Source organism: Sphingobium cupriresistens (assembly GCF_004152865.1).
Classification (GTDB): Bacteria; Pseudomonadota; Alphaproteobacteria; order Sphingomonadales; family Sphingomonadaceae; genus Sphingobium; species Sphingobium cupriresistens.
Window position 1 is genome coordinate 38,680 of sequence record NZ_SEOO01000010.1, and the last position, 17,822, is coordinate 56,501.

A 17,822-nucleotide genomic window follows, 5' to 3' on the forward strand; every position below is an offset into this window, starting at 1 on the left:
CACAAAGGATCGATCGGTGCGATCAGGCGGGTAGTTGCGCCGCCAGCCAGTCAGGCACGTTCATCCGATAGCATTTCTGCTCATACAGGCGGCTGATCCGCCATCCGTCGGCGGTGCGGACATAATCGTGGATATACCACAGCCCGAAAACCAGCGTGTCGCTGGTGCTGCCGTCGCTGACGGTCATCGGGTTGGTGCATACCGTCTTGGTCTGCGCCCGGTCGCCCTCGATCCGATATTGGGTGGTCGATATGGCGTGCTGAAACGCCACGATCGGGGCCAGGCTTTGCGCTAGAAAGCGCTTGATGTCGGCCAGGCTGCCGACCACCCCGACCATTTCGGAATAATCGATCACCGCGTCATCGGTGAAATATCGGTCCAGCCCGTCCCAGTCGCGGCTGTCCACGGCATAGCAATAGCCAACGATCAGATCCTGTATTTCGAACCGATCCGACATCTCCTGCACGGTCATGGTCATAACCTCTCCTCCATTCTATAGAATCATGGATTGCACAGGCAGGTTGGCCGACCGCCTTTCGTTGGGTAGGTGTAGACCCTGGCTGTGGAGGGGATGAGGCGTTACCGCCGGCGTAGGTCAGCGGGCCAATTTTGCATCAAGGAGAGTTTAGATGGGTCTCGCCCCGTTCACCGAAGCCGATTTCGTCCTGTCCAAAGAAAAGCGGGCCGAAATCACCGCCGGGCTGACCGATCGCCAGGCGTTCATGGTCAATCACTGGATGGACCTGCACGAAGTCATCAACCGCGGTGACTGGGATGGCATGGACGCATTCTTCAACACCGACACCATGACCTATGACAATCCCAACCGGCCGGACCTGGGCACCTATCATGTCTGGAAAACCTCACCGCAGGGTCTGTACACGACATTCCCGCCCAGCATCTATCGCACGCTCAAGGCGTGGGGCCGGGGTGAAGACGAAATCTGCGTCCTGTGCCACCATCATGGCAAACATACCGGCGGACCCTATATGGGCGTTCAGCCGACCGGCAACGAACTCAACGTCCTGTGGTTCTCGTGGCTGCGCTTCCGCGGTGACAAGATCGACCATATTTATTCGATCTCGGACGTGCTGACGATGCTCAAGGATCTCGAAGTGATCGAAGTGCCCCAGCCGGTCGATCCCTACAAATAAGATGGTGCACGCCCCGATCCCCTTTGGCGGATCGGGGCGGCATTGCGGTCAGTCGACGGCGCCGACATGGTCGATCCACCGGTCCAGCATCGCCCAGCTTTGCTGGCGTGTCGATGCGAAATTATGGCAATGGGCCGCATCCGCCAATGTCGTCATCGTGACATGGCGCGATCCGCGATAGCCGGCCGGTTCGCGATGGGGATCGGGACTGACGTCGATGTCGGCGAAATGCAGATACACCGGGGCGGTGATCGCCGCTGCCTCCCCCGCTACGCCGCCCGGCACGATCGCCAGCCGCCCATAGCTGTTGGGCGTGGTGGAAGCCTGCGCATCGTCCGCCGCGATGACGGCGTCAGGCACGTCGGCAGCATGGAAATAGCCGCGCATCGCGGCACGATTGGCCGCGCCATAGCCTGACCCTGCGACCCGCGCGTCCAGATCCGCGCGCACCGCGTCGCTCATGGCCAGCCCGATATTCGTGAATCCAAGGATGGCGACCTGATCGAAACTGGCCCATCTTGCCTGTTGCAGGATGGTCAGCATCCCGCCCATCGAATGACCCACCCCCGTCACCCGGCGCGCGCGCCCGGCAAATTCCGCGCCCCATTCCCCTGCGTCCATCCGTTGCAGCACTTTGCTCAACGCCAGATGATGCGCCTGCGCACCGCAGTACGGCGTCAGCCTGTCTTCGTGGAGCGGCTGGCTGCTGTCGCCCATGCCCAGCGCGTCGATCGCCAGCACCGCCTTGCCATGCGCCAGGCAGTGATCGACGAAACTATATCCCGGCCACTCCGCAATCTGCGCGTCCCAATACCATCGGCTGTAGGTGCCGCCATGCAGGCATATGCGCAAATCGAGTGGGCCGGGGCGCGCATTGTCTGGCAACGCGAGCGTTGCGGCGATCTGTATAGGCTCGCCGAAATCGACGGCGGTTTGGACGGGCAGCGACAGTGTGAACTTCGGCATGGACGTTCCTTGCGATCAGAGGCTGAAACCGCCATCGACGATCAGCGTCTGGCCAGTGATGTAGCGCGCCTTCTGCGAGGCCAGAAAGGCGACGGCCTGCGCGACATCATCGCCCGCACCAAAGTGCCGGAGCGCGATCCGCTTGCGTTGCGCCTCCCAGATGTCGGGCGTGTAAAGGCTGGTGAGGAAATCGGCGCCCAGACCGGCGTCGATGATGCCGGGCGCGACCATGTTCGCGCGGATGCCGTATCGCCCTTCCTCCTTCGCGATCGCACGACCCAGCGCCTCGATCCCTGCCTTGGGCACCGATGACAGCGCGTCTCCGGGCGGAAAACAATAGTTGGCGACCGACACCACCGATACGAAATTGCCAAAGCGTTGCGCCCGGAAATGGGGCAGGGCGGCAGCGACGACGCGGGTAAAGCCGATCAGCTCGACTTCGATTACCTGCCGCCATTGAGACTCGCCGATCTGGCTGACAAAGGGTTGGGCAATGTCGACGCCGCTGGCGAATATCACCGTCCCGATCGCGCCGAACCGGGCTTTGGTTTGAGCGACCGCATTTTGAATGCTTGCCATTTCAGCCAGGTCGCAATGGACGGCGATGGCGCGTTTCGCGCCTTCCTCCAATGTGTCGATCACAACCTGCGCCTTGTCCGCGCTGGAGCGATAGCCGATCGCCAGGCCGTCCCAATCGGACGCAAGGCAGCGACAGATCGCGCTTCCCAGCCCGCCCGTGCCGCCGACAATCAAGGCCGCGCTCCGGTTCATAGCGGCAAATGCCTGCCCAGATGGCGCAACAGCCGGTCGGCAAAGGCATCATTATGGTCGCCGGTGAACATATGGCCCACGCCATAGGCGACCTCGACCTCCAATTGCGGGGTCAGCGTCTGAAACTGGCTAATACTCTCGTCCGTTACGATCTCGCTCAGTTCGGCCCTCACAAGCACGACCGGCGCAGTCACGCGCTGCGCTGCGGCGACCAGCGCTTCACCTTCCGAGGGTGGGTGCAGAAATTCCCGTGATGTGGTGCGCGGATCCCAGTGCCAGAACAGCCGCCCGCCATCCGTCCGCATCGCCTTGGCCAGGCCGGACACGTCGGGCAGGCGCGGCTGGCCGAGGTGAAGATGCAGCGCATCGGCGGCTTCATCGAGCGACGCGAAGCCCGCCGCACTGGCATGGAAGAAACTGCGTATTTCCTCCACCCCGGCGTCATCGATATGGGGGGCAACATCGGCCAGCATGATCAGCCGCACGCGATCAGGATGGCGCGATCCGCCTACCAACGCCGATTGCCCGCCGCGCGATGCGCCAACCAGAGCGACCGGACGATCGAGCGCGAACAGGATCGCTTCGACATCCCGGCCATAGGCTTCCAGCAGATAGTCGCCATTGCTGGCCCACCCGCTGTCGCCATGGCCGCGCAGGTCGAAAGTCAGGCCATAATAGCCCGCCTGCGCGACCCGCCGCGCCGATCCTGTCCAGGACCGGCGGCTCTGACCTCCCCCGTGAAAGAAGCAGACGGGCGGCGCGGCCGGGTCGCCATAGGCGTCCGCGACCATCGCCACGCCGTCGCCCGGCAGGGTGATCCGGGTCGCGGACATCATGCCGGGCGCGTCAGGCTTATTCGGCGGCGATGGGCGGCGCGATCTCGGCGAAACATTCATGTTCGCCCGGTCCGGTATAGGCGAATTTGCCCGGCGCATGGTGCCATTTGCCATCGTTGCGGCTCTCATAGGGCGACGCCACTTCGATCAGGGCGCCGTGAGTGCTTTTAGCGCCGACCCAACTCCATTTCTGCCAGGTCATGTCGGGGTCATTATAGGTCTGGCCACCGCCGGGCAGGTGCAGCCCTTCGGCCTTGAGCTTTTCCATCGCGCCCGGCACATCGTCGGTCGCATAGCAAAGATGATGGACATGTTCGCCGACCTTGTCGAGCCGGTCGCCCATCGGCGTGCCGGGAGCGGGCTGGATGAACTGGATTTCAGTACCGCCGTCGTTGACGAAGGTCGCCCATTTCATGCCGGCATCGGCGCCGCTGGAAAATTCGTCATATTTGACGAGGCGCTTTTCCAGGCTGGCGGGGTCCAGCACGCGCAATATCTTGGTCCAGTCCACGATCGCCGTGTCCAGGTCACGCACGACCATGCACACATGGGCAAAAGGTCCGCTTGGCATATTCTTCTCCTCGAAAATTCTAGATTTCTATCGTCGCCGTGCCGGAATTGACCGTCCCGCGCCCATCTATGTCCAGCGCGAAGGCGCAGCTTATCACCTGGCCATCGATCGCTGTGACCGTGCCGGTCACGGTTGCGCGGTCGCCGCCATAGACATTGTCCAGAAAGCGTGAATCCATCGCCTTGATCCGCCCGCCGGGAAATGCGCGCATCAGCATGTTCATCATATAGGCGACATTGGCCGGTCCCTGATTGATGACGCGGTCGCCCAGCCCCTTGGCCTTGACCACCTCGACATCCAGATGGATGGGATTGGGGTCCGCCAGGAAAATCGCCCATTGTTTCATGGCTTCGGGGCTGACGCTCTCGATCGTGAAGGGCGGCAATGTGTCTCCGACGGCATAGCTCATGCGGCAAACTCCTTGCGCGGCAGAACCCACACATTGTCGGTTTCCAGAACTTGCGTTCCGTCCAGCAGATGCAGGCGCAGACGGTATGTCAGCACATCCATAACGCCCAGCTTGCGGCTACGCTTGCGGATCAGGCTCAATATTTCCCCCGTCACCTTGTAGCTTGCCCCGACCATCAGCGGGGCGTCAAACTGCACGCCGCTGCTGCCCATCATCGGGCCGTCATCGACATCGAATTCGCAGGCCTCGCATACGCCCGCCACGGTCTTGCCCATCGCGACCTGCGTGGCGATATAATAATAGATCGGGTGCGCGGTGCCGTCGCTCGCCGGTTCGATGCCCGTCGAACGGCACAGTGCGGCGTTTTCCTCCGCATTGATGGTAAATACCGCGGTTCCGTCCAGCGATGTGCCGGCAGCATTGGGGGCGGGGGGCAGGGTGTCGAGATCGCTCATGGCGGTTTCCTAGTATGAGCGCGGCAGGCCGAGGCTTTCGGCGATCGAATTGCGCACCATTTCGTTGCTGATCGGGGTCATGCGCAGGATGCGATGATCCCGCCAGTAACGCTGCATGTCGGTTTCCGCCGAATAGCCCATGCCGCCCATGATCTGTATGCCAAGGTCGGCGGCCTTCACCGCATTTTCGGTCGCGACCATCTTGAGCATGTTTGCCTCGACGCCGCAATTCATGCCGTTGGACTGCATCCAGGCGACATTGTTGAGCAGCAATTCGGTGGTTTTCTGCCAGGTCGCGATGTCGGCGACATAATGCTGGAGCGCCTGAAAGCGGCCGATGATGCCGCCAAACGCCTTGCGCTGGAGCATATAGGCCACAGCGTCCTCCAACACGCCGTCGATGGCACCCAGGCATTGCGCGCCGACCATGATCCGCTCATTGTTGAGCGTCGGCAGCATCGCATACCAGGCTTTGCCCGGCTCCCCCAGAACATCCTCATCGGGGACGAACACATCCTCATAATGGACCTCGCACGATCCCATCGCGCGCATCCCCAGCTTGGGCAGAAGCGATGCGGTGATGCCCTGCGCTTTGGCATCGACGAAGAACATGGTCAGGCCATGATGTTTCTTTTCGACATCCTTGTCGGTGCGCGCCAGGACGAGCAGGCGGTCGGCGGCCTTCGCGCCGGTCGTCCACATCTTCGCGCCATTGAGCTTCCATCCGCCCTCGACCTTGTCGGCATAGGTTTTCATCGCGCCCAGCACGTCGGTGCCGCCATCTGGTTCAGTCATGGAAAGGGAGACCCGCAACTTGCCCTGCGCCATCGGCCGCAACCAGCGGTTCTTCTGTTCTTCGGTGCCGACCGAACTGATCGTCTTGGCCCCGCCAAAGGATGTCAGACCCCAAACCCAGAGCAACCCGCCCGCCGTCCGCGCAAATTCACGCGCGAAGATCATCTGCATCATGACGTCGCCGCCCAGGCCGTCATACTCCTCCGGGATGCCGATTCCGAAGAAACCCTGCTCTGCGATCTTGTCCCACAATGCGTAGGGATAATTTTCCTCGTCGGCCTCCAGCGTGCGCATCCAGTCCTTGGGTGCCTCGGCATCCACCCAGCGGCGCACGATATCGCGAAACGCCTGCTGCTCCTCGGTGAGCGAAAAATCCATTGTCTTTCCTGTTCTCTTTGCCCGGCCGTTAGGCACCAGTCGGGCGCATTGAGAACCTATCGTCCTATAGGGTAAGCTGCCGTCAGATCGACAGGCCGCCTTCGACCGGGATGACCGATCCGGTTACGTAGGCGCCCGCGCGCGACGCCAGATAGATGGCGGCCCCGGCGAGATCCTCCGGCGTGCCGACGCGCCCGCGCGGGACCATGGCTTCCACCATCTTGCGCATCTCGTCCGACGCGATCACGGTCATTTCGGATTCGAAAAAGCCCGGCGCGATCACATTGGCGGTGATGTTGTCGCGCCCCAGTCTTTTGGCCAGCCCTTTGGCCATCCAGTGAATCGCGCTCTTGGACGCCTGATAGGCGTAATTTTCCTTTGGCCCGACCTTGAGCGCACCGACAGACCCGATGTTGATGAGCGATGCCGGCCGCTCCGCCGTTCCGCCCGCGCGCAACAGCGGCAGGAATTTCTGGAGTATGAAGAAGGGCGCCTTGAGGTTCAGGTCGATCACCTGGTCCCAGTCATCCTCGCCATAATCGTCGATTGGCGCATCCGCCATGGTCCCGGCATTGTTGACGAGCATATGCAGCGCGTTTTCGCGCGCAGCCACCTGCGCCACCAGGGCGTCGATACCACCGAGCGTCGACAGGTCGGCCGTCAGGCCGATGCAGGTGCCGCCGGTCGCTTCGTTAATCGCCTGCGCGGCGGCCATGACCTTGGTTTCGGTACGGGCGCAGATATAGACTTTGGCGCCTGCCGCCGCATAGCCGGTGGCGATGTGGCGACCGATGCCGCTCGATCCGCCGGTGACCAGCGCGACCCGACCCTGGACTGAAAAAAGCGCATCGACGTTCATGCCGCGCCCTTCGATGCTGTGATTTTCAGGATCAGTTCGACGGTCCCTTCGGGATCGCCCACCAGCAGCGCATGATCGCCCGGATGACTATGGATCGTCCAGCCCAGCGCTCGCGCGCGATCGTGCATCGCGGTCATGACGGTTATCGCCGCCGCGATATAATCGACTGGCTTCTCAATCGTTTCTGCGCCGACGGGAATGACGCAGGCGGTCGCCTTCATCGGCTGGTCCGACAGATTGTCGAGCAGCCATTTTTCGCGATCCGGGTCCATCAGATGGGGATGGGTCTTGGCTGCCTCGCGCTGCATGGCATCGACGCCAGAACCGATTGGTCCCTCGCCCGCGTCCAGCATGGCGTCCAGACCAGCAAGCTGATCTTCGGGAACATAGCCCATAAGCGATGCTATACGTTCGCCCGAATGCGGCACGATGGCGTCGAGGTAGATCACGCTGGCGATGCGATCGCCGATCTGCGCAATCACCCCCGGCGCGACCGTCCCGGCATAGCTGTGGGCGACCAACACGACATCGCGCAAATCCTCATAGCGCAAGACGTTGACAACATCCTGCACATGCGTGGCATTGCCGACATCCCGGCCGATCAGGTGCGACCGTTCGCCAAAGCCGGTGAAGGTCGGCGTATAAACCTTATGCCCCAGTGTTTCGAGCAGTTCACGGACATATTTCCAGGTCCAGCCGCCCATGCCGCCGCCGTGGAGTAAAACGAATGTGGTCATGACTGGTCAGCCTCCGCAACTTCTGTATTCTGGATGAATTCCGGGAACGGATCTGGTCCCCACAGGAACATGCTGTCTTCGGGCGCATGGTTGGCCGACGGCCAGTCCACATCATGCGGGATGAAGTCGATGTCGGCGGAATATTCGCTGAAACTGCCCCAAGGGTCGCGGACATAATAGAAATAATTGGCGCCCAGCACATGCTGGCCCAGACCCCAATTGGGTCCATAGCCCGCCCGCGCCATGGTCGCACCGCCCAGGCCGACTTCCATGACCGACCCTACGTCCCAGCTATTATGATGCATTCCGCGCCGATCCGACATTACGAGCGCCAGGAGATGATGGTCGCTGCCATGGACCCCATGCAGAAAGGCGACCGCCGGTTCGCTCTTGTCCGACAGGCGCAGGCCCAGCGTCTTTTCATAATAGTCGATCGCCGCATTCACGTCGGTGGTGAAAATGGCGAAATGCGACAGGCGGCGGGGATAGACTTTGGGCGCCTGGCTGTTGAGGATCGCGCCCGACTTGCCGGGTTGCGCACTGACAAAGGAAAATTGGCTCTTTTCCGCCGGTGTCGCCTTGTCCGCCGCCCGGACATTGATCGGCAGGCCGTCAAAACCGTAGAACCAGATACCATTATCTTCCGCGCCCGCCGGGGCATCGATTTGAGTCACGCCACAGCCATCGAGATGCGCGGCAAAGGCGTCGATCTCATCGGCATAGACGCCAAAACTCACATAGCGCAGTTTCCTGGTAGTGCCCCCCTGGGTGATGATGCCCCAGCGGTGCGCGTTGCCCCGAGTATAGAGTTCGATTGCGCCATCGCGGTCGCGCACGTCAAGGCCAAACAGGCTATAGAAGCGGCGTGCTTCCTCCAGGTCGGGCACGTCCAACGCAAAATGGTCGATCGAATGGACGCCCAGCACATTGGCGCGCCGTCCCACGATGCTCTTGTCGTTCATCCTGTCCTCCTTGGCTGATTGGGCGGCGACGCAATGCCGCCGCCCGCCCGTTGTCAGGCTGCCTTGATCGGGTTGACCAGCAAGCCGATTTTCTCGATCTCCACCTCGCACACATCGCCATCCTTCATGAACAGCGGGGGCTTGCGGGCAAGGCCGATGCCCGACGGCGTCCCCATCACCAGCAGGTCGCCGGCCTCCAGCGTGAAGCAGGTCGACAGCAGCGCCACCGTGTCGACTACGTCGAATACCATGTCGGATGTGTTGGCGCTTTGCACAGTTTGGCCATTGAGGCGCGTCTCGATCTTGAGGCCCGCGCCGCCCGCCGGCAGTTCGTCGGGCGTCACCAGCCACGGCCCGAATGCGCCGGTATCGTCGAAATTCTTGCCGACGGTCCATTGCGGTGTCTTTAGCTGATAGTCGCGGATCGACCCGTCATTGAACACCGAATAGGCGACGATGTGCGACAGCGCGTCGTCCTTGGCTATGTCCTTGCCGCCCTTGCCGACGACCGCGACCATTTCGGCCTCATAGTCGAGCTGGTCGGAACAGGGCGGCTTGATGATGGGGGCGCCATGGCCGATCAGGCTGCTATTGAACCGACCGAACACGGTCGGGAATTCGGGTACCTGGAAACCGCCCTCCGCGGCATGGTCCTTATAGTTCAGGCCCAGGCACAGGATCTTGGGCGCCTTGACCAGTGGCGGCAGGAACGTCAGGTCGTCGATGGCGACATCCTCGCCCCCGGTCGCGACCGCGTCACCCGCCTGAGTCAGCGCATCGCCACCCTGCGCGATCAGCGCGTCCAGATCATAGAGCGCTGCATCGCCGAACAGCACCTTGACGCCCGCCCCGGTATCGACCGCCAAACCGATCTGCCCATTTCTCGAAACCTTAGCCAAACGCATGATTCTTGTCCTCCTGATACCCTGCCACCGTGGCGGCCGCCGCCATCCGGGTCAATATGAAATATATTCTGAGATTTAAAATATACTATCTGCATTTGCCTGTGGTTTCAAAGCTGCTATGACTGCTGCGATGATGAAGAAATTGAGCCTGACCGAGCGGGCCTATCGCCAGTTGCGGGATGATCTGCTGACGTGTCGGCTGGTGCCGGGTGACAGGATCAACATCAAGGATGTGTCCGACAATCGCGGATTCAGCCTTGGCGCGGTGCGGGAGGCTTTGTCCCGCCTGACGTCCGAAGGTTTCGTGACGCAGGATGATGCGCGCGGTTTTCGCGCGACGCCGATTTCGATCGGCGACCTGATGGATCTGGTAACGGTGCGCAGCGATATAGAAGGGCAATGTCTGCGCCGCGCCATTATGAGCGGAGGGCTGGACTGGGAGTCCGCGATCGTCAGCGCCGCCCACCGCCTGAGCAAAACGCCGACTCGCGATCCCGCCGATCCTGCCCGCCTGAACGAGGATTATGCCGACGCCCATGGCGCGTTCCACCATGCGCTGGTGGCCGCCTGCGACAGCCCCTGGCTGCTGCGGATGCGCGACTGGCTCTACGCCCAGTCGGAGCGCTATCGCTACCTCACCGTCCCGCTGGCGACCGGCGAGCGCGATCTGGTCCATGAACATCGCGATATCGTCACCGCGACGCTCGGCCGCGACGCCGATCGGGCGGTGGCGCTGCTGGGCGATCACCTGATGGCGACCGCCCGCCTGCTGGTCGATGCGCAGGACGGCGCGATGCGCCTGCCGGGCGAGAAGGCGGCCTGACCCCATTCTAGTCCTGCCGCTTCTGTCCGGTTCCGCCGCCACTGGCGGGCATTAGCATGTTGCTCATTCCGCCATCGACCAATATGTCGATCCCGCTAATATGTCCCGCTTGAGGCCCGATCAGGAACAAAATGGCGTTGGCGACATCTTCGGCCATGCCCAGCTTGCCCAGCGGTATGCTCGCCTCGCGCTGGTCGCGCCGGGCCTTGTCGTCATAGCCCGCTGCCGTCATCGGCGTATAGGTCGGGCCGGGGGATACGCTGTTGCATCGGATGCCGTCCGGTCCCCATTCGATGCTCAACTGGCGGATCATCATCAGCAAGGCGGCCTTGCTGCATGAATAGAAACCCAGCGCGGGCGTCGGCGCGGTCGCGGACATGGAGGCGGTGGCCACGAAGGCGCCCTTGCTGACTTTCAAATGCGGATGCGCCGCCTTGCCCAGCAGCCAGGCGGACCGGGTATTGATCGCAAAGATACGGTCGAAATCTTCGACGGGGAGGTCGACGAGCGCGCCACCCATGATGATTCCGGCATTGCTGACGACCGCGTCGATCCCGCCCATATGCGCAAGCGCTGCCGCCACGATCCGGTCGCCGCAATCCAGCTGCGCCAGGTCGACCACGCACGTCGCAGCCGCCGGGCCGATCGCATCGGCGACGATCTGAAGGTTGGCCGCATCCCGATCGACCAGCAACATCCGATGCTCGCCCGCAATCGCGCCGCCATCGGCCAGCAGTTGCGCGCAGGCGCGCCCTATGCCGCTGGCCGCGCCTGTGATGATGACCCGCATATATGCTCTCCCAATTCTTTTTTCTGTCAGTCGTTCAGGCCCAGTTCGTCCATCAACGCCGCGCGCAGCTTGAACTTTTGAATCTTTGACGCCGACATAGGCCATTCGTCGACGAACCGGATGTGGCGCGGCACCTTGAACGATGCCAGGCGCGCCTTGGTGTAGGCGATCAGTTCGTCCGGCTCCACCGACACGTCGCCATCGCACTCGATATAGGCCGCCGGTATCTCGGCCAGCCGATCGTCGGGCAGGCCGACGACCTGCGCCAGCCGGACGGCGGGATGGCTGGCCAGGACGGCCTCCACTTCCGCTGCTGCGACATTCTCACCGCCGACCTTTAGCATATCCTTGAAACGTCCATGGAACATCACATGGCCTTCCGCGTCGATCGATCCGATGTCGGCGCTATGATACCATCCGTCCGGGTCGATCGCTTCGGCGGTTTTTTCCGGGTCGCGATAATAGCCGTCGAACAGATTATAGCCGCGGATCAATATTTCGCCCCGCTCGTCCACGCCGCGTTCCACGCCGGTGTCGGGATCGATGATTTTCATCTCGATCCCGGCCAGCGGATAGCCCAGCTTTCTGAAGCCCATTTCAGGGTCCATCGCCGGGCCGCCAGTCGTCACGATCCCCGTCGCTTCGGTCATGCCCATGGTGCCGACTTGCAGCATGTTGGGCGCCTTGTCTCGATAGGCCCGGCCGACCCGGTCCGGCATGAAGGCAAAGCAGCTATTTTGCAGGCGGACGGACGACATATCCGTCTTGTCCCAATCGGGGTGCGCGATCATCGCCTGATGGAAGGTGACGAAGGGCAAAAACATCATCGTCACCCGTTCCGCCTCGATCTGGCGCAGGCTTTCCCCGGCGTCGAAATGGGGCTGGCCGATGAAGGTGCCGCCTACATCCATCGCGCCCAGCATGCACAGCATCGCGGCGATGTGAAACAGCGGCAGCGGCGACCAGGCGCGTTCGTCGGGCTGGAAGCCCCAGCGATAGCGGGCAAGATTATTCGCCTCGCGCGTCACCGCCTCATGGCTGAGCAGGCAACCCTTGGGATTGGCCGACGTCCCGGACGTATAGAGGATCATCGCGGTGTCGCGGACACGCACCGTCAAACGTGCGTCATGTATGTCCATCTCGCTGACGCCATCTGCCGCTGCATCGAACATGGCTTGGTCGATGAAACCGGGGGCGGAGCGTCCGCCAAGCATGATGATCTGTCGAAGCAGGGGCGTTTCCGCCAGCGTCAGCGCGGCAGGATCGACCGCCGATGACAGGTCGGGAAAGGCCTCTGTCAGGCGCGCGCCGAAATCCACATGCTCGCTGATCAGATCATTAGTCACGATTGCACGCAAATCGGCATTTTGCGCCACATAAGCCATTTCCGGCGCCTTGTAGCGGGCATTCATCAACACCGACACCGCGCCGCACATGGCGTTGGCGAACAGCGTTTCGACAAATTCGATGCTGGACGGCAATAATATGCCGACATGGTCGCCCCGCCCGATGCCCAGCGCTTTCAACCCACGCGCGCGCCGTAGGACGCTCGCCACCAGATCGTCATAGCTTTTGCGTTCGCCTGGAAAGACCAGTGCGTCCTTGCCGCGACCCTTGTCCCACCCTGCCAGTAGCAGATCGCCCAGCGTCGTCGCCGTTATGCGAATTGCGGCGCTGTCCTCGCCCTTGATGCCCACGAAAGCCCGCTCCTAAATTTCAGCCGATCCTGTCTTGGCATCAGATTGCAGCGCCCGCGCGCCCATGCGCCTTTCGTTGGATAGGTGCGGACAGGGCGGCCCGCGCCAAGAGCGGACACAGCAAAGTATCGGATCACGGGTCGGGAATTTACGATGGAAGCCTATATCTACGATCATGTTCGCACGCCGCGCGGCAAGGGCCGCCCGGACGGCGCGCTGCACGAAATCACGTCGGTCGAAATGGCCGCGCAATTGCTCAAGGCGCTCCAGACCCGCAACGATCTGGACACCGCGTTGCTGGACGATGTCATCATCGGCATGGCCCAGCCGGTCGGCGAGCAGGGCGGCGTTCTGGCCCGCGCGGCCGTATTGCAGGCCGGCTATGCTCAAACCGTCGCCGGACAGCAGATCCATCGTTTTTGCGCCACCGGGCTGGACGCTGTCAGCCTGATCGCGGCGCAGGTTCATGCCGGGATGATCGACGCGGGAATCGGCGGCGGCGTAGAATCGATGAGTCGCACGGTGATGGGTTATGATTCGGGCGCATGGACATCCGATCCCGCGGTTGCTTACGGCAATTATTACGCGCCGCAGGGGATCGGTGCGGACATTATAGCCACACTGGACGGCTATACCCGCGAAGATGTCGATCGCTTCGCGGTCGAAAGCCAGCGCAAGGCTGCCCATGCGTGGGATCAGGGCTATTTCAAACGCTCTATCGTCCCGGTAACGGATGTTTTAGGCGAGGTTGTCCTCGACCGTGACGAGCATATGCGTCCGGGCACCACAGTCGAAAGCCTGGCCAAGCTCAAGCCGGCGTTCGAAGGGTTCGGCAAGGCCGGGTTCGAAGCCGTGGCGAAGGCGAAATATCCGCAGATCGAAGAGCTGAGCTATGTCCATCATGGCGGCAACAGTTCGGGCATAGTCGACGGGTCGGGTCTGGTGCTCGTGGGATCCAGGGCATTTGGGGAAAAGGCCGGATTGAAGCCGCGCGGCCGCATCCGCGCCTATGCCAATATCGGGTCTGAACCCACGATCATGCTGACAGCGCCGACCGCCGTGTCGCGCAAGGCCTTGAAGGTCGGCGGCATGACTGAAAAGGACATCGACCTGTGGGAGCTGAACGAAGCCTTCGCCAGCGTCGTCATGCACTTCCAGCGCAACCTCGACATTCCCGATGACAAGATCAACGTGAATGGCGGCGCGATCGCCATGGGCCATCCGCTCGGCGCGACCGGGGCGATGATCCTGGGCACCGTGCTCGACGAACTGGAGCGGCGCGATGCGTCAACCGGCCTTATAACGCTGTGCGCCGCCAACGGCCTGGGCACGGCCGCCATTATCGAGCGCGTCTGAACGCGCCCTTGCGAACCATGAAGCGGGACATTCCATGAAGACCATGCAACTGCAAAAGGCCGATGACGGCTTCGCGATCCTGACCCTCGACGCCGAAGGATCGATGAACGTCGTCAACGATGCTTTCATCGCCGACATGGAAGCGGCGACCCGGCAGATAGCCGAAGACGACAGCATCAAGGGCGTCATCCTGACATCGGCCAAGGCCAGCTTCATGGCGGGCGCCGACCTCAAGCAACTGGTCAACGGCTTCGGTACGCTGACGCCCAGCCAAGCCTACGCCTTTTCCAAGCGCGCGACCGACATGCACCGCGCGATCGAACAATCGGGCAAGCCCTGGGTTGCGGCTATCAACGGGCTGGCGCTCGGCGGCGGGTTCGAACTCGCGCTCGCCTGCCATCGGCGCATCCTGGCGGACGATGCCAAGGCACTGGTCGGCCTGCCCGAAGTCAATGTGGGCCTGCTCCCTGGATCGGGCGGCACGGTGCGGCTGGGTCTGATCGCGGGCATGAAAACCGCGCTCGACCTGCTGCTTTCCGGCCGTTCGGTCGGCCCTGCCGATGCGCTCAAGCTCAAGATCGTCGATGAGGTCGTGCCTGCCGCCACGCTGATCGACGCGGGCAAGGCCTGGCTGGCTACTGGTCCCGATCCGGTCAAGCCGTGGGACGTCAAGGGGTGGACCCCGCCGCAGAAGAAAGGGCTGACCGTCCCGGAAGACTCCGCCGCCTATATGATGGCGGCTGGCGGCCTAGCGAAGGTCGGCTATAATCAGCCGGCGCCGCTCGCCATCCTCAACTGCGTGTTCCAGGGGCTGCAACTGCCTTTCGACAAGGCGCTGACCGTCGAGGGCAAATATTTCGCCAGGCTGCTGACCGATCCTGTCGCGCGCAACATCATCCGCACGACCTTCATTTCCAAGCAGGCCGCCGAAAAGGGCGCGCGCCGTCCCGAAGGCTTTGAGAAATTCGCGGCCAAGAAGGTCGGCGTGCTGGGCGCGGGCATGATGGGCGCGGGCATCGCCTATGTCTCCGCCAATGCGGGTATAGAGGTCGTGCTGATCGACCGCGACACCGCGACCGCGCAAAAGGGCAAGGACTACTCCGCCAAGGTGCTGGGCAAGTCGGTGCAGAAGGGCCAGATAGCGCAGGATAAGGCCGACGCCATCCTGGCCCGTATTACCCCGACCGACGACTTCGCGCTCCTCGACGGCTGCGACCTGGTGATCGAAGCGGTGTTCGAGGACACTGCGATCAAAGCCGAAACCACGCGCAAGGCCGAAGCGGTGTTGCCCGAAGCGGCCATCTTCGCGTCGAACACGTCCACCCTGCCGATTTCCCAACTGGCACAGGCCTCCAAACGTCCCGACCAGTTTATCGGCCTGCACTTCTTCTCGCCGGTCGAGCGGATGGGACTGGTCGAGGTCATCATGGGTAAGCAAACCAGCAAGGCGACGCTGGCCAAGGGCCTCGATTACATCGCCCAGTTGCGCAAGACACCGATTGTCGTCAACGACAGCCGCGGCTTCTACACCAGCCGCGTGTTCCAGATGCTGATCCACGAAGGCGCTGCGATGCTGGCCGAAGGCGTACCGCCTGCGGTGATCGAGAATGCGGCAAAGGCAGTGGGAATGCCAGTCGGGCCGCTCGCTCTATTGGATGAACTGACGCTCGATCTGCCGCTCAAGATCGTCGATCAGGCGATCGCGGAAGAGGGCGACGCCTACACGCCGCCCGCCGGCGTTGCCGTCATGCGACGGATGAAGGATGAAATTGGCCGCTCCGGTCGCAAGACGGGCGGAGCGTTTTACGACTATCCCGAAGGCGGCAAGAAACATCTGTGGACAGGATTGGCCGATCATTTCCCTACCAAAGCTGGCTGGGACATTGAGGAACTGAAACAGCGCTATCTCTATGCCCAGGCGATGGAAACCGCCCGCTGCCTGGAAGAAAATGTGCTGGAAACGCCGCAGGATGCCGACCTTGGCGCCATTTATGGCTGGGGCTTCCCGGCATGGACCGGCGGCACGATCAGCTATATCGACACGATCGGCATCGCAAAATTCGTGCAGGAATCCGACCGCCTGGCCCAGCTTTACGGTCCGCGTTTCCTGCCGTCCGCCTGGTTGCGCGACAAGGCGGCCAGGGGCGAAGATTTCTACACCGCCGCCACCGAAACCACGGTCAAGGAGCCGGTTCCGGCATGAAACGCCTGATTTTCGAAACTGAGCATGAGCAGTTTCGCGATAGCGTGGTCAAGTTCATGGGCGCCGAAGTCGGCGCCCATGCCGAGCGCTTTCGCGAGCAGGGCATGGTGGATCGCGACCTGTATCTTAAGGCGGGCGCGAACGGTCTGCTGTGCACCTGGGCGGACGAAAAATATGGCGGCGCGGGGATAGACGATTTTCGCTTCGAACAGATCATCATCGAAGAAAATATGCGGCATGGCGATGTAGGCTTCTACATCAACCTGCATAATGATCTGGTTGCGCCCTATATCGCCAAGCTGGGAACGGAGGAACAGAAGGATCGCTGGATGCCCGGCATCGTCAGCGGGGAAAAAATCCTGGCCGTCGCGATGACCGAACCTTCGACCGGCAGCGACCTGGCCGGGATGCGCACCAGCGCCACCGATCAGGGCGACCATTGGCTGCTCAATGGCGCGAAAACCTATATTTCCAACGGGATATTGGGTGATTTGGTTATCGTCGCCGCGCGCACCGATCCCAACAGCCGCCACGGTCTTGGCCTGTTCGTGGTCGAACGCGGCATGGAAGGGTTCGAACGCGGGCGCAAACTCGCTAAGATGGGTCTGAAAGCCCAGGATACCGCTGAACTCTTCTTCAACGACGTGAAGGTGCCCAAGGCCAATGTGCTGGGCGATCCGACGCAGGGCTTCAAATATCTGGCCCGTTTCCTGGCGCAAGAGCGGTTGGTCGCCGCGATCGGCTTCATGGCGACGGCGCAGACCGCGTTCGACATCACGCTAGATTATGTGAAGGAGCGCAAGGCGTTCGGCAAACCGATCGGCGCGTTCCAGAACAGCCGGTTCAAGATGGCGTCGATGCGGGCCGAACTGGACGCGCTTCAAACCTATGTCGATCAATGCGTCCTGCTGCTCAACGCCGGCGAATTGACGGCGGAGGATGCGTCGGCGGCCAAGCTGTTGACCAGCGAACTGGAAGGCCGGGTGATGGACGAGTGCGTACAATTGCACGGTGGCGCGGGCTATATGGAAGAATATCGCATCAGCCGCATGTATACCGACGCCCGGATCAGCCGTATCTTCGCCGGCACCAGCGAAATCATGCGTGAAATTATCGGGCGCGGGCTGGGTCTGGACGAGCGCAAGCTGTCCTGAG

19 protein-coding genes are annotated in these 17,822 nt (G+C 62.1%); 5 read left to right on the forward strand and 14 right to left on the reverse strand.

Features of this window, described 5'->3' with window-relative positions; genetic code table 11:
- Positions 1-22: 22 nt before the first annotated feature.
- Positions 23-478: a nuclear transport factor 2 family protein gene (locus EWH12_RS07950; protein ID WP_066607741.1), complete on the reverse strand. Its 456-nt coding sequence runs from the start codon at positions 476-478 to the stop codon at positions 23-25.
- A gap of 151 nt (positions 479-629) precedes the next feature.
- On the opposite strand from EWH12_RS07950, the gene EWH12_RS07955 reads away from it, so the two are divergent.
- Entirely contained in the window at positions 630-1,154 is a 525-nt protein-coding gene (locus EWH12_RS07955; protein ID WP_066607744.1) for an ester cyclase, read from the forward strand.
- A 48-nt stretch (positions 1,155-1,202) separates the two neighbouring features.
- Here EWH12_RS07955 and EWH12_RS07960 read toward each other — a convergent pair whose 3' ends face one another.
- The 11 genes from EWH12_RS07960 to EWH12_RS08010 form a co-directional block, all read right to left on the reverse strand.
- The gene (locus tag EWH12_RS07960; RefSeq protein WP_066607746.1) at positions 1,203-2,120 is read right to left on the reverse strand and encodes an alpha/beta fold hydrolase; all 918 of its coding nucleotides are present in this window, start codon (positions 2,118-2,120) and stop codon (positions 1,203-1,205) included.
- Positions 2,121-2,135: 15 nt separating this feature from the next.
- Positions 2,136-2,891: an SDR family NAD(P)-dependent oxidoreductase gene (locus EWH12_RS07965; RefSeq protein WP_129926238.1), complete on the reverse strand. Its 756-nt coding sequence runs from the start codon at positions 2,889-2,891 to the stop codon at positions 2,136-2,138.
- Complete coding sequence (locus EWH12_RS07970; RefSeq protein WP_129926239.1) at positions 2,888-3,727, reverse strand: alpha/beta fold hydrolase; 840 nt, start codon at positions 3,725-3,727, stop codon at positions 2,888-2,890. The genes EWH12_RS07965 and EWH12_RS07970 overlap by 4 nt, the downstream gene beginning before the upstream one ends.
- A gap of 16 nt (positions 3,728-3,743) precedes the next feature.
- Complete coding sequence (locus EWH12_RS07975; RefSeq protein WP_242495988.1) at positions 3,744-4,298, reverse strand: VOC family protein; 555 nt, start codon at positions 4,296-4,298, stop codon at positions 3,744-3,746.
- Positions 4,299-4,317: 19 nt separating this feature from the next.
- Entirely contained in the window at positions 4,318-4,707 is a 390-nt protein-coding gene (locus EWH12_RS07980; RefSeq protein WP_129926240.1) for a MaoC family dehydratase, read from the reverse strand.
- Positions 4,704-5,162 (reverse strand): hypothetical protein, encoded by a 459-nt coding sequence (locus EWH12_RS07985; RefSeq protein WP_066607761.1) that lies wholly within the window; start codon positions 5,160-5,162, stop codon positions 4,704-4,706. The genes EWH12_RS07980 and EWH12_RS07985 overlap by 4 nt, the downstream gene beginning before the upstream one ends.
- A gap of 9 nt (positions 5,163-5,171) precedes the next feature.
- Positions 5,172-6,335 (reverse strand): acyl-CoA dehydrogenase family protein, encoded by a 1,164-nt coding sequence (locus EWH12_RS07990; RefSeq protein ID WP_066607763.1) that lies wholly within the window; start codon positions 6,333-6,335, stop codon positions 5,172-5,174.
- A gap of 82 nt (positions 6,336-6,417) precedes the next feature.
- Positions 6,418-7,194 (reverse strand): SDR family oxidoreductase, encoded by a 777-nt coding sequence (locus tag EWH12_RS07995; protein ID WP_129926241.1) that lies wholly within the window; start codon positions 7,192-7,194, stop codon positions 6,418-6,420.
- Entirely contained in the window at positions 7,191-7,931 is a 741-nt protein-coding gene (locus tag EWH12_RS08000) for an alpha/beta fold hydrolase (RefSeq protein WP_129926242.1), read from the reverse strand. Before EWH12_RS08000 ends, EWH12_RS07995 begins: the two co-directional genes overlap by 4 nt.
- The gene (locus EWH12_RS08005) at positions 7,928-8,893 is read right to left on the reverse strand and encodes a VOC family protein (RefSeq protein WP_066607768.1); all 966 of its coding nucleotides are present in this window, start codon (positions 8,891-8,893) and stop codon (positions 7,928-7,930) included. Before EWH12_RS08005 ends, EWH12_RS08000 begins: the two co-directional genes overlap by 4 nt.
- 53 nt (positions 8,894-8,946) lie before the next feature.
- Positions 8,947-9,798, reverse strand: a complete 852-nt coding sequence (locus EWH12_RS08010) for a fumarylacetoacetate hydrolase family protein (protein WP_129926243.1) — start codon at positions 9,796-9,798, stop codon at positions 8,947-8,949.
- Positions 9,799-9,928: 130 nt separating this feature from the next.
- Here EWH12_RS08010 and EWH12_RS08015 point away from each other — a divergent pair, with 130 nt between their 5' ends.
- Complete coding sequence (locus EWH12_RS08015) at positions 9,929-10,621, forward strand: GntR family transcriptional regulator (RefSeq protein ID WP_201785544.1); 693 nt, start codon at positions 9,929-9,931, stop codon at positions 10,619-10,621.
- 7 nt (positions 10,622-10,628) lie between these two features.
- Here the strand turns inward: EWH12_RS08015 and EWH12_RS08020 are convergent, their stop codons facing one another.
- The gene (locus EWH12_RS08020; protein ID WP_066607780.1) at positions 10,629-11,411 is read right to left on the reverse strand and encodes an SDR family NAD(P)-dependent oxidoreductase; all 783 of its coding nucleotides are present in this window, start codon (positions 11,409-11,411) and stop codon (positions 10,629-10,631) included.
- Positions 11,412-11,437: 26 nt separating this feature from the next.
- Positions 11,438-13,108: a class I adenylate-forming enzyme family protein gene (locus EWH12_RS08025; RefSeq protein ID WP_066607782.1), complete on the reverse strand. Its 1,671-nt coding sequence runs from the start codon at positions 13,106-13,108 to the stop codon at positions 11,438-11,440.
- 153 nt (positions 13,109-13,261) lie between these two features.
- Between EWH12_RS08025 and EWH12_RS08030 the strand changes: the two genes are divergently transcribed.
- Genes EWH12_RS08030 through EWH12_RS08040 form a run of 3 tightly spaced genes read left to right on the forward strand, consistent with a single transcriptional unit; the run spans position 13,262 to position 17,821 of the window.
- Entirely contained in the window at positions 13,262-14,464 is a 1,203-nt protein-coding gene (locus EWH12_RS08030) for an acetyl-CoA C-acetyltransferase (RefSeq protein WP_129926244.1), read from the forward strand.
- 34 nt (positions 14,465-14,498) lie between these two features.
- The gene (locus tag EWH12_RS08035; protein ID WP_201785545.1) at positions 14,499-16,667 is read left to right on the forward strand and encodes a 3-hydroxyacyl-CoA dehydrogenase NAD-binding domain-containing protein; all 2,169 of its coding nucleotides are present in this window, start codon (positions 14,499-14,501) and stop codon (positions 16,665-16,667) included.
- The gene (locus tag EWH12_RS08040) at positions 16,664-17,821 is read left to right on the forward strand and encodes an acyl-CoA dehydrogenase family protein (RefSeq protein ID WP_129926245.1); all 1,158 of its coding nucleotides are present in this window, start codon (positions 16,664-16,666) and stop codon (positions 17,819-17,821) included. The genes EWH12_RS08035 and EWH12_RS08040 overlap by 4 nt, the downstream gene beginning before the upstream one ends.
- The last annotated feature ends 1 nt before the right edge of the window (position 17,822 follow it).